13 protein-coding genes are annotated in these 11,599 nt (G+C 39.3%); 8 read left to right on the forward strand and 5 right to left on the reverse strand.

Annotation, left to right across the window (positions count from 1 at the left end; all coding sequences use genetic code 11):
- Window positions 1–164 precede the first annotated feature (164 nt).
- On the forward strand, window positions 165–443 hold the full coding sequence (locus tag V7147_RS22810; protein WP_335370092.1) for a hypothetical protein: 279 nt from the start codon (window positions 165–167) through the stop codon (window positions 441–443).
- Window positions 444–531: 88 nt separating this feature from the next.
- On the opposite strand, the gene V7147_RS22815 is transcribed toward V7147_RS22810, so the two are convergent.
- Complete coding sequence (locus V7147_RS22815) at window positions 532–987, reverse strand: DUF2269 family protein (protein ID WP_335370093.1); 456 nt, start codon at window positions 985–987, stop codon at window positions 532–534.
- Between the two features lie 184 nt (window positions 988–1,171).
- On the opposite strand from V7147_RS22815, the gene V7147_RS22820 reads away from it, so the two are divergent.
- Window positions 1,172–1,597 (forward strand): YbaN family protein, encoded by a 426-nt coding sequence (locus V7147_RS22820; protein ID WP_335370094.1) that lies wholly within the window; start codon window positions 1,172–1,174, stop codon window positions 1,595–1,597.
- Between the two features lie 43 nt (window positions 1,598–1,640).
- On the opposite strand, the gene V7147_RS22825 is transcribed toward V7147_RS22820, so the two are convergent.
- The 3 genes from V7147_RS22825 to V7147_RS22835 all read right to left on the reverse strand — a co-directional run bounded on the left by V7147_RS22825 (window position 1,641) and on the right by V7147_RS22835 (window position 3,902).
- Entirely contained in the window at window positions 1,641–1,985 is a 345-nt protein-coding gene (locus V7147_RS22825; RefSeq protein ID WP_335370095.1) for an ASCH domain-containing protein, read from the reverse strand.
- A gap of 88 nt (window positions 1,986–2,073) precedes the next feature.
- Complete coding sequence (locus tag V7147_RS22830; protein WP_335370096.1) at window positions 2,074–2,970, reverse strand: ABC transporter permease; 897 nt, start codon at window positions 2,968–2,970, stop codon at window positions 2,074–2,076.
- 14 nt (window positions 2,971–2,984) lie between these two features.
- Window positions 2,985–3,902: an ABC transporter permease subunit gene (locus V7147_RS22835; protein WP_335370097.1), complete on the reverse strand. Its 918-nt coding sequence runs from the start codon at window positions 3,900–3,902 to the stop codon at window positions 2,985–2,987.
- A 245-nt stretch (window positions 3,903–4,147) separates the two neighbouring features.
- Here V7147_RS22835 and V7147_RS22840 point away from each other — a divergent pair, with 245 nt between their 5' ends.
- From V7147_RS22840 to V7147_RS22855, 4 genes are all read left to right on the forward strand, one after another.
- Window positions 4,148–4,969, forward strand: coding sequence for a basic amino acid ABC transporter substrate-binding protein (locus tag V7147_RS22840; RefSeq protein WP_335370098.1), 822 nt, complete (start codon window positions 4,148–4,150; stop codon window positions 4,967–4,969).
- A 268-nt stretch (window positions 4,970–5,237) separates the two neighbouring features.
- Window positions 5,238–5,894 carry an amino acid ABC transporter permease gene (locus tag V7147_RS22845; protein WP_335370099.1) on the forward strand — a complete coding sequence of 219 codons (657 nt, stop codon included), beginning with the start codon at window positions 5,238–5,240 and terminating at the stop codon, window positions 5,892–5,894.
- Window positions 5,891–6,613 (forward strand): amino acid ABC transporter ATP-binding protein, encoded by a 723-nt coding sequence (locus tag V7147_RS22850; protein WP_335370100.1) that lies wholly within the window; start codon window positions 5,891–5,893, stop codon window positions 6,611–6,613. Before V7147_RS22845 ends, V7147_RS22850 begins: the two co-directional genes overlap by 4 nt.
- A 42-nt stretch (window positions 6,614–6,655) precedes the next feature.
- Entirely contained in the window at window positions 6,656–7,192 is a 537-nt protein-coding gene (locus V7147_RS22855) for an HD domain-containing protein (protein ID WP_335370101.1), read from the forward strand.
- Between the two features lie 30 nt (window positions 7,193–7,222).
- On the opposite strand, the gene V7147_RS22860 is transcribed toward V7147_RS22855, so the two are convergent.
- Window positions 7,223–8,389, reverse strand: a complete 1,167-nt coding sequence (locus V7147_RS22860) for an ROK family transcriptional regulator (protein ID WP_335370102.1) — start codon at window positions 8,387–8,389, stop codon at window positions 7,223–7,225.
- 321 nt (window positions 8,390–8,710) lie between these two features.
- Here V7147_RS22860 and tkt point away from each other — a divergent pair, with 321 nt between their 5' ends.
- On the forward strand, window positions 8,711–10,720 hold the full coding sequence (gene tkt, locus V7147_RS22865) for a transketolase (protein ID WP_335370103.1): 2,010 nt from the start codon (window positions 8,711–8,713) through the stop codon (window positions 10,718–10,720).
- A 101-nt stretch (window positions 10,721–10,821) separates the two neighbouring features.
- On the forward strand, window positions 10,822–11,487 hold the full coding sequence (gene fsa, locus V7147_RS22870; protein ID WP_335370104.1) for a fructose-6-phosphate aldolase: 666 nt from the start codon (window positions 10,822–10,824) through the stop codon (window positions 11,485–11,487).
- The last annotated feature ends 112 nt before the right edge of the window (window positions 11,488–11,599 follow it).

Raw genomic sequence — 11,599 nt, forward strand, 5'->3', positions numbered from 1 at the left:
GCCGTTCAGTCCTTCATCGCATTTTATTAATAGGTTATTAATTCAGACACCCCCAAAACTTCCCCCTTCACTCCTTGTCCAAATAATCTAGGTAAAAAGTAATATACCCCATCATTTGGAATCATGCTACGATTAACCAAAAGTGAATAGAGAAGAGGGGTAAAATGAATCAAATCAAGGCATTAGTGGGATGCTTTTTCATCGCGGTGTCTGCCTTTTTGTATGCCACCAAGCACGTCACCGCTGCAATCATATCATCTAATATCAATCGCCCGGATGTAAATTACTATGAAGGTGCGTACAAAATCGTCGGGTTCGGCATCAACTTTTGGATCATCGCTTCCTTGCTTGTCGGTGTTGTACTTTTAATAAGCTTACTTACACAGGGTGCAGTCTTCCCATTTAAAAAGAAACAAACAATCGAAGAAAATCCCCACCAATGAATGATGGGGATTTTAGGCCCACACGACGTGGGTCACAAAGACGTTGCCATAGGATGTGGCGTTCTTAGTCTTTGATCTAATGCACTTTTTAAAAAGGCTTTAAAATCATTAACGCAATGACAATCAAAAAGATTGTATTCTCAATATGTTCTACTGTAAAAAGTGCCTTTGCCAAAGGGTAGTATTCTGCAGGAATGTCATCACCTTGATGTGATTCTAATAACGCTTTTATAGGCTTTGATTTAGGTTTCAGAGCAAAAGGCCCCATCGCCAACGAAACAAGAAATAACAGCAAGCTTGTTACGTACCAGCCCATTTTAAATAAATACGGATGAATTGCCCCCATTAAAAGACCGGTCATTAGCAGAAGGATACCACCATACATGACAAATATATGAAGTCTATTTCTAATTGCATACGAATGCCGTAGCTCCGTCATTGTATCTGCTGACTTCCCTACTGTTGTTAAAATAAAGCCAGGTCCCAAGCCAAGGATGGCTGAAAAAATATGTATGAAAACAAGAACTTGATAAACGACATCCACTTGATGGAAACCCCCATTCACAACATATTCCACTATTAATGATAGCACTATAATAAAAAAAATAAGTGATGTACCTCACAATTCCATCTTCATTATCTTACTATTTTGTGACAATGGTTTTCCAGTAAGAGATACGTGGTATAATAATAAAAGGTACTTAAGTCGTCGAAAGGGGGGCAATTTTGTGAAAAGCATCACGAAATTTTTATATATTGTCTTAGGTTTCCTTTTCTTGGGCCTTGGAGTTGTAGGAATTGTGCTGCCGCTCATCCCAACTACGCCCCTGTTACTGCTTGCTTCTTTCTTTTTTGTAAAGGGGTCGGAACGTTTTGATCGTTGGTTTAAAAGCACTAATTTATATAAAAAGCATTTAGAGAGCTTTGTGAAGCGACGTGAAATGACGTTAAAACAAAAACTAACGATTCTATTAACTGCAGATGCGATGATTGCAGTCCCATTTATTATTCTGGACACCATCGCAGTAAAACTATTATTAGTCGTAGTCGTTATTTATAAATACTATTACTTCTTCACGAAAATAAAGACAGTGGCACCAGAAACGCGTTCAATCCATGAGCAGGCACTTGTTGAAAAAACCAGCCATAAATAGACGGAAAAACCCTTGTCAATCATTCATGACAAGGGTTTTTAAGTTATTCCTCTACCTCGCTAAATTCATGGACCCACACTTTCATTTGAGGGAGCCAAGGCATTCCTGGATGGTAAGAAAGAATCGATTCTTTGTATTCATCAACTGTATTGAAGCCTTCTCTTTTCGCGTCTTCATCTGTTAACTCACCAAGAGATTGCTCATATACACGATCAATTTTAAATGACCTGCCTTCAAGCGTCATAATTTCCCCTACATCGGCATATCTTCCATTTCTGCGGGTAGCCGTTTTTCTACCTTCGAGAACTTTTTTAACGTCCGACTCCATGGTCACAAGACGGTCAATCGTACAGGTTTTAGCTGGTAATTCATTATTTGGTGTATTCATTTACAAGCTCCTTTCAATTATCAGTTTTAATTATGGGTTCTCCCGCCATTTACTATACACTTTAACAAGAAAGAAGTTTAGTAACAACTTACACTGTCTTTCGGTCGAAATACCTTCTTAAGCCTTCCCCTAAAATTGTAAAGGTAAACATCGTAAAGGAGATTGCAACACATGTCCAAAATGGAATCCAAATTGAACTAATCATATCTTTTCTAGCCTGACCGAGTAAGGTTGGCCAATTTAGGCTCGTGTTGATCATTTCCCCAATACCATAGTTTGTTTGAACAAACACTTGAGAGAGGAACACACCAAAAATGCCGAGCTGTGCAATTAAAAGACAGGTTCTTCCGATATCAATAAAAAAATTCACCATTATCGCCGGATATGTATTCGGTAATATATTTCCTAAGGCAAGTCGCAATGGGGAGATTCCAACTGTGATTCCTGCCTCAATATAAGGCTTCCTCACGATTCTTTGGGTTTCCTCACGAATGATATGACTTACTTTTCCAACCTCAATCAACGCTAAAAGTAAAACCGACCACCATAACCGGTTTTCATTCATAACGAGGGCCGGTACGGCTAATAGAAGCAACGCGGAAAAAATGATTGGAATACTTGAAAATACATTATTCCAGGTTGTAACAATCCAGGAAAACGGATTATTTTTTCTTGTAGCGAGTAACCCGAGCGGGATCGCAATTAAGTAGCGGAGAATGACAATTCCTAAAATAACTTTCAGCGTATCCTTTGCACCGACAATTAAAACACTTAATAAGTCTCGTCCTTCATGGTCAGACCCAAAAGGGGGCTGTTCCCCAGGGCTAAATGGTGCTTTAAGCAAGTTCTTTCCACCATCTAGGAAACGAATTCTGCCCTCTTCAATTCCTTCCTTTACATATGGTAAATGAGGACCTACAAATGTAACAAGAAGTAGGATACCTAGCATAATTAAGCCAGTGATTAAAAACCAATTTCGATTCAATTTAGAACCCCCCCTTAATTTGGATCTAATCTCATTTTGATGACTTGACTAATCATATGGGCTACCATTACTAGCATTAGAAAGCTTATACAAATCCCGATGATTAATCCACGTTCGTCGGCCCCGCCACCTGGTGGAATAAAATTTGTATATCCAATTGCTGAAAACAATCGATAAGCAGCTCCCTGGTAACCTAGTAAATATTCAACAACCAATAGGTTTGATAGAACAAACACCATAATCGATTGTAGGTGACTTGAAACGGTGATAAAGCATGATCTCATCATGTGGTTGAGTAGAACTTTATTTTTTGTAAAGCCCTTGGCAAAAGCTACTTGAATATAGGGCTCGCGGTCCTGGGTAAGAAGAGCGACCGATGTAATTCTCGCAACATAAAGCATCGGTGCAATCGAAACAAGAATACTAGGTGCGATAAACTTCCACCATGCTTCGGTGCCCATGATACTAAAATCTGGAACATACATTAATAGGAAATAGATTAAACAAATGATGATAAAAAAGTCAGGTACCCCTGAGAAAAACCAGGTTGCGCCGCTTCCTAAAAAGCTCTTTTTCGTATTCGTAAACCGGTAATCAAGTATCCCTTTTAACACTCCGAACACAATGCTAAGAATGTATCCGATCAAGATAATCTTCAGGCTTCTTGGAAAGAATTTTGCGATTTCATCCTCAGCTGAAAGGGTAGCAAACTTGGTACCACCAAGACTTTTATTCTCGTACACATTCTTTAAAAAAGCTCCAACATTTGTTGCATAATCTTTCAAATTAAAATGATAGGAATACTCAACTGTCATTGCCCTACCGGAAAAATCAATACTAGGTTCACGAGGGAAAAGAACAAATATGATAACGCAAAGAAACACGCATAAATAAATCGCGATAATTTTTCCGAACTCTTTCACAACCCCCACAAAAAAACCCCCTTTTCGAAAATATCCACTATTCTAAATATATTCGAAACTTAAGTCTCTGTCACCACCCGATTAATGTCGAATGGATTGGTTCTATTGTTCTAGTTACGTTTCATAAAATGTAAAGTAAGAGGGGTATACAGTGGGGAATTGTTAATTCTGTATTTCTTTTAGACTATCAATGTGTTAATATAGTAAAAAAATGAATTGTTTAAATTTTATAAAAACGGAAAGGGGTTACATAAGTGAAGAAATTATCTGTTTTTTCTATCCTGCTTGTTTTTCTATTCTTAGCAGCATGTGGAACTAGCGATACGAGTGGGAAAGGCGGAGAAGACTCGGGAAAGAAGCCACTTAAGGTTATGACAGATGCTGCATATGCACCATTCGAGTTCACGGAAGGTGACAAAATCGTTGGTTTTGAAATTGATGTTATTAATGCTGTGGCTGATGAAGCAGGGTACGAACTAGATATTAAACATACTGGTTGGGACCCAATTTTCGTTGAATTAAACAAAGGGTCTTATGACATAGCGATTTCATCGATTTCGATTACTGAGGAACGCCAAAAGGAATATTTATTTACCATCCCGTTCTTCCTATCTACTAATAAAATTATGATTCCGGAAGACAGTAATATTCAAACTGCAGAAGATTTAAAAGGGAAAAAGGTGGCGGTTCAAGCTTCTACAACAGGACATTTTGCGGTTGAGAAGGTGCTTGGCGAAAAGCATCCGGATATTAAAGCTTTTGAAAATAATAACCTAGCAATCCTTGAGCTTGATAGTGGTGGTGCGGATGCAGTTGTAGCCGATAATGGTGTTATTGAGTACTATGCTGCACAAAATCCTGACAAAAAGTTAAAGGTTGTTGGAGACAAAGATACGTTCGAAGCAGAGTTCTATGGAATGATGTTCCCTAAGGGTAGCGAAGACTTAAAAGCCGACTTTGATAAGGCAATTGAAGCTATTATCGAAAACGGAAAATACACAGAAATTTATAAGGAATGGTTTGGTGCGGAACCAGATTTAGACGCGCTTAAGGCTGAACAAGCAGCTTCTAAATAATAAGAAATGAAACATGGCGTAACGACTTCAGTGTGTTACGCTTTTTTACCTTATAAACTTTACCCAGTTGGGTTTAAACCCAACTGGGTAAAGTTTAAGCCTCCGGCGGAGACATGCGATTTTCAATGGAAATTTTTCGCTCATAGGATCAAAGACTAAGAACGCCAAGGCCTGATGTCTTCGTCTTTGTGACCCACATCCTGTGGGCCTAAAAAATCTAGGCGCAAATACGCAAAGGCGCATTTGATATAAAACAGGGGGACACAGCATGAATTTTAATTTTGATATTGTCATTGACTATCTTCCTTATTTTTGGAAGGGGACATTACTTACTATTGGATTATCAATTGCAGGTATTCTTCTTGGGACAATCCTAGGCTTATTTATCGGTCTTGGAAAAATGATTCGTAATAAATGGGTAGCGTTTCCGTTTGTATGCTATATTACCTTCTTTCGAGGAACACCATTACTTGTCCAAATCTTCTTAGTTCACTTTGGGGTCGTTCCGTTGTTTATGGGTACCACAAATGGGATTGTAGCAGGTGTTATCGCACTTACTTTAAATGCAGCGGCATACATAGCTGAGATTTTTAGAGCGGGTATCCAGTCCCTAGATCGTGGACAAATGGAAGCTGCGCGCTCTTTGGGAATGACACATGTACAAGCCATGAGGTATGTCATTATACCGCAGGCCTTCAAACGAATGATTCCTCCATTAGGAAACGAATTTGTTATTTTAATAAAGGATTCATCCCTTTTATCGATAGTAGCCACTCCGGAAATAATGCATTGGGGCCGGATGATGATGGGGCAACATGCTAAAGTATGGGAACCATATTTAACAGCTGCCTTCATCTATTTAATTCTAACCCTTACCTTAACACTTCTATTAAACTATCTAGAAAAGAGGTTGAAAACTGAATGATTAAAATAGAAAACATTAAGAAATCGTTTGGAAAAAATGAGGTGCTCAAAGGGATCTCAGCCGAAATCAGCTCCCAGGATGTTGTTGTCGTCATTGGACCTTCAGGCTCAGGAAAATCAACCTTTTTACGATGTATAAATTTATTAGAGACAATTGATGAAGGACATGTTTTTATTGAGGGAATCAATATTACTCATAAAAAAACAAACATCAACCGTATCAGAACAGATGTGGGAATGGTGTTTCAGCAGTTTAATCTTTTCCCACACAAAACCGTGATGGAAAACATTATGCTTTCACCCTTAAAGGTAAAAAAGGTTTCCAATGAAAAAGCATATAATAAAGGGGTGGAGCTTTTGAAGAAGGTAGGGCTTGCTGAAAAAGCGGACGCCTATCCGGATTCATTGTCAGGCGGACAAAAACAGAGGGTAGCGATTGCAAGAGCCCTCGCGATGGAACCCAAAATAATGCTGTTTGATGAACCGACTTCAGCACTTGATCCCGAAATGGTTGGAGAGGTTTTAGAGGTTATGAAGCAGCTGGCGCGTGAAGGAATGACGATGGTCGTCGTGACCCATGAGATGGGCTTTGCACGTGAGGTTGGTGACCGCGTCCTCTTTATGGACGATGGCTATATTGTTGAAGAAAATAAGCCAAGGGAACTGTTCGAAAATCCACAGCATGATCGCACAAAGTCCTTTTTAAGTAAAATACTATAGAAGATTAGAGTTGCCTGGTACATTTGGTAGGGAGGTGAAAAAATGGACTTGATTGAAAAAGCAATTATGGTTGCAAGTAAGGCACATGATGGGCAATATCGAAAGCTAACCAAGATACCATATATTACTCATCCACTTGGTGTCGGTCATATATTGATGAGGATAAATGCACGTATGGAACTTGTGGCTGCTGGGATCTTGCACGATACGGTAGAAGATACCGAGCTTACATTAGAGGATATAAGAGACGACTTTGGTGACGAGGTAGCAGAACTCGTGGAAGGATGTTCAGAACCCGACAAATCTTTATCCTGGGAAGCGAGAAAAGAGCATACGATTTCATTCCTGCGGACGGCTTCAGGAGACATCCGAACAGTTGTATGTGCTGATAAACTTCATAATATCCGGTCGATTATTCACGATTACGAGAACCAGGGTGAGGAAGTGTGGCGTCGATTTAGTCGCGGAAAGGAAAAACAGGAATGGTATTACCGAAATGTAGTAAGGAGCCTAGGTCAAGGCTCAACATTTCCATTATTAGAAGAACTGAAAAAGGAAGTCGAAAAATTGTTTGGTTGAAACATTAAAAAAGGAGCCGTTATGCTCCTTTTATGAACTTTTATAGGTAAGATTTATCATCGGTACGCCTAAAAAGCGCTTAATGGCTAGGGCACAAGCCCCCATTTGAACAGCTTTTTTCCCAAAGGTAGAGACCGACAATTGGCGATAATGATTAATAGAAGAGGTTAAATGATCTTCTATTTTTTTTATGAAGTCCGGGTAAAGGCGAAGGATTTCACCGTCAAGAACGATTGTATCCGGGTTATACATATTAATCATGTTATTTAAACCAATCGATAGGTAGTAAATAAATTGCTCAAGACGTTCACTCATGTCCTTGTCGCCTTCCTCAACAAGTTTTTGCAAATCATCGTATGAAAAAGATGAAAGGCCTTTTTCAGCTTTTACATTTTCAAGGAAGACTGATTCTGAGGCATATTGTTCCCAGCACCCTTCATTGCCGCATGGACAAGGTCTGCCATGTGGAACGACAATCATATGCCCGATTTCACCCGCGAAGCCATCATTCCCCCTAAAAAAATGATTGTCTACAATCATTCCAAGCCCAATTCCTGAATAAATCGTGGTACATAGGAGGCTGTTGGTTTCATGATGGTGAAAGACTCTCTCGGCAAAAGCAGACATATTCGCGTTATTTTCAATTTGAATCTTGAGATTGCACGCTTTTTCAAGGTCTGCCTTCAAATCAACAGATCGCCACAGGAAGCGTGGTACGAAATGAATTTTTTCATCTTTCCCAACAAGTCCATGAATGGCAATCACGACGCCGATAATGCCATAACGGTTATCATCGAACTCTTTATCAAATAAGTTAATTTGCTCTATTAATAGTTGCAGAATGGAGTCATAGTCTAGCCTATTGCACTCAATTGTTTTTTCGGAAACAGGGTTTCCGAGCAGATCTGAGATAGTAAATGAGATTTGCTCGTAGTCCACATCTATTCCAAGGGCGTAGCCAGCATTCGCGTTTAAAGAAAGCATAATTGGCTTTCTTCCAACACTCGTATGTTCAAGCCGTGTTTCGATAATGAGGTCTTCATCTAACAGGTCAGCAACCTGTGCAGAGACAGTCGCCCTTGTAAGTGCAGTAGCTTTGGAAATGTCAGCCCTTGAAATCATACCTTCTTCTACAATTTTCTCTAAAATAAGCGAGCGATTTATTTTTTTTATATATGCTGCATCTCCGGTAATCATATAAATCCCCCATTTGCTAGTAAGTACAAGTTTTTCGTGATTATAAAAAGAAGATTTCATTATTAAGTTACACATAATTAAAAGCAATATGTGCATTTGTGTTGACGGCGCTTTCAAAAAAACGAAAAAAATATTTGTAATAATTGTTTGAACCTAGGTAATTGACGAATAAAGCTAAGGGTGGTACATTATAAATGGTTATAATTTGTTTAGTGAACGAATTAATTATACATCTTATTTTAAAGATTGAAAAGATTGGATTTTTTAGGTAGGGTATAAAAAGATAGAATTACTATTTTAATAGTTTGGGAGAGTGGTAATATGAAAACGGCTTTAAATGATAAAGAACTTGATTTGTTAGCTATTAACACAATTCGAACACTTTCTATTGATGCTGTAGAGAAAGCAAATTCTGGGCATCCAGGTATGCCAATGGGTGCTGCACCAATGGCTTACACTCTATGGGCAAAAGAAATGAATCACAACCCAGTAAATCCAAACTGGTTCAACCGCGATCGCTTTGTTTTATCAGCTGGACATGGTTCCATGCTTTTATATAGCTTATTACATTTATTTGGTTACGATGTAACGATTGAAGACTTGAAAAACTTCCGCCAATGGGGAAGCAGAACTCCAGGACACCCTGAGTTCGGACATACTCCAGGTGTTGAAGCAACTACTGGTCCATTAGGACAGGGTATTGCAATGGGTGTTGGTATGGCAATGGCTGAACGACATCTTGCTGAAACTTACAACAAAGATAGCTACGAAATCGTTAACCACTTTACATATGCAATTTGTGGTGACGGAGACTTAATGGAAGGTGTTTCTGCAGAAGCAGCTTCACTTGCCGGTCATTTAAAATTAGGTCGTCTAATCGTAATGTACGATTCAAACGACATTTCATTAGATGGTGATTTAAACCTTTCTTTCTCTGAAAGTGTTGAAGATCGTTTTAAAGCTTACGGATGGCAAGTAATCCGTGTTGAAAACGGAAATGATATGGATGAAATTCAAAATGCTTTAAAAGAAGCAAAAGCAGATTTAAACCGTCCAACTTTAATTGAAATTAAAACAACAATCGGTTTTGGTTCTCCAAATAAAGGTGGAAAATCTGCATCACACGGTGCTCCACTAGGTAAAGATGAAACTTCATTAACTAAAGCTGCATACGGCTGGACTTATGAAGAGCCATTCTTCGTTCCAGAAGAAGTAAGAGAGCACTACAGCCAATTTGTAGAAGCTGGCAAACAAAAAGAAAGTGTATGGAATGAATTATTTGCAGAATATAAAAAAGAATACCCTGAATTAGCAAAACAATTTGAAATGGCATTAAATGGCGAGCTACCTGAAAACTGGGAAGCTTCACTTCCAAGCTTTGAAGCTGGTTCTTCAGTTGCAACTCGTGATGCTTCAGGTAAAGCATTAAATGCTGCTGCTACGGCAATTCCCCAATTAATCGGTGGTTCAGCTGACTTAGCAGGATCAAATAAAACGTTAATCACGTCTGAAAAGAACTATGCAATCGATAGCTTTGCTGCTCGTAACATTTGGTTCGGTGTTCGTGAATTTGCAATGGGTGCTGCACTAAACGGTATGGCACTTCACGGTGGCGTAAAAGTATTTGGAGCTACATTCTTCGTATTCTCTGATTACCTACGTCCAGCAATTCGTCTAGCTGCTTTAATGAAGCTACCTGTAACATATGTATTTACACATGATTCAATTGCAGTTGGTGAAGACGGCCCAACACATGAGCCAATTGAGCAATTAGCTGCATTACGTGCAATGCCAGGACTCTCAATTCTTCGTCCAGCTGACGCTAAAGAAACTGCTGCAGCATGGCGCTTAGCAATTGAAAGTACTGATACACCAACAGCACTAGTATTAACTCGTCAAGGTCTACCAACTTTAGAGCTTGATCAAGAAGCTGTATATGAAGGTGTTAAAAAAGGTGCTTACGTTGTTTCTGAAGCAAAAGGAGAAGTTGCTGGTCTATTACTTGCAACAGGTTCTGAAGTGTCATTAGCAATTGCAGCACAAGAAGAGCTAGAAAAAGAAGGCATCTTCGTATCAGTAGTAAGTATGCCAAGCTGGGATCGCTTTGAGAAGCAATCTGCTGAGTACAAAGAAAGTGTGCTTCCAAAAGCTGTGAAGGCTCGCCTTGGAATCGAAATGGCTTCTCCACTTGGATGGAAAGAATTCGTAGGTGACGAAGGTAAAGTTCTTGCTGTTAACACATTCGGAGCATCTGCACCAGCAGACAAACTTCTAGCTGAATACGGCTTTACAGTTGAGAACGTAGTTAAGAACTTCAAAGAAGTACTGTAATATATAGTAGTTTTTACTAACTGCATTTGACCCGTCTATGTGTATAGGCGAGTCAAATGTTTCTAACAATATGGATGATTAGAAACTGGAGGGAAAAAGAAATGAAATTTTTTATCGATACAGCTAACCTAGATGATATTAAAAAAGCGTATAAAATGGGTGTACTATCTGGTGTAACAACGAACCCATCACTTGTAGTAAAAGAAGGCGTTAAATTCGAAGACCGCATCGCGGAAATCCTTCAAGCTGTGCCAGAAGTAGAAAGCGTATCTGCTGAAGTATCTCCAAGCGCTGAAACTGCTGAAGACATGATCGCAGAAGCAGAAGAGCTTCTAAAAATCAACGGTGGCGATAAAAACATCACAATCAAAGTTCCAATGACTGTGGCTGGATTAGAAGCTACTCGCTACCTATCTAAAAAAGGCGTTAAAACTAACGTTACTTTAATCTTCACAGTGAACCAAGCGTTATTAGCTGCTCGCGCAGGTGCAACATATGTATCTCCATTCTTAGGTCGTCTTGACGACATTTCTGAAGATGGCGTACAGCTTGTTGCAAAGATCGCTGAGCTATTCCGTGTTCACAATCTGGATGCACAAATCATCGCTGCATCTGTAAGACACCCAGACCACGTTACTCGTGTAGCACTGGCTGGCGCTCATATCTCAACTATTCCATACTCTGTAATTGAGCAGCTTACTAAGCACCCACTTACAGACCAAGGCTTAGAAAAATTCGCAGCTGACTGGGTAAAAGCAGTAAAATAATTAAATTTTTGAATAAGAACCCCCAATTCGTGCTAGTTTGTGCGGATTGGGTTTTTTTTGTTTTGGGGATACTGAATTAGCAGGGAATTAAAATTGCGATGAAGTCCCGAAC

The sequence above is a fragment of the Bacillus sp. JJ1521 genome, from assembly GCF_036965165.1.
Taxonomy (GTDB): domain Bacteria; phylum Bacillota; class Bacilli; order Bacillales; family Bacillaceae_L; genus Ferdinandcohnia.

Excerpts from the sequence above, each read along its gene's own strand:
- V7147_RS22825 (WP_335370095.1), bottom strand. The coding sequence starts at position 1,985 with ATGAATACACCAAATAATGAATTACCAGCTAAAACCTGTACGATTGAC.
- V7147_RS22860 (WP_335370102.1), bottom strand. The coding sequence starts at position 8,389 with ATGATTACCGGAGATGCAGCATATATAAAAAAAATAAATCGCTCGCTT.
- V7147_RS22850 (WP_335370100.1), top strand. The coding sequence starts at position 5,891 with ATGATTAAAATAGAAAACATTAAGAAATCGTTTGGAAAAAATGAGGTG.
- V7147_RS22810 (WP_335370092.1), top strand. The coding sequence starts at position 165 with ATGAATCAAATCAAGGCATTAGTGGGATGCTTTTTCATCGCGGTGTCT.
- V7147_RS22845 (WP_335370099.1), top strand. The coding sequence starts at position 5,238 with ATGAATTTTAATTTTGATATTGTCATTGACTATCTTCCTTATTTTTGG.
- fsa (WP_335370104.1), top strand. The coding sequence starts at position 10,822 with ATGAAATTTTTTATCGATACAGCTAACCTAGATGATATTAAAAAAGCG.
- tkt (WP_335370103.1), top strand. The coding sequence starts at position 8,711 with ATGAAAACGGCTTTAAATGATAAAGAACTTGATTTGTTAGCTATTAAC.
- V7147_RS22855 (WP_335370101.1), top strand. The coding sequence starts at position 6,656 with ATGGACTTGATTGAAAAAGCAATTATGGTTGCAAGTAAGGCACATGAT.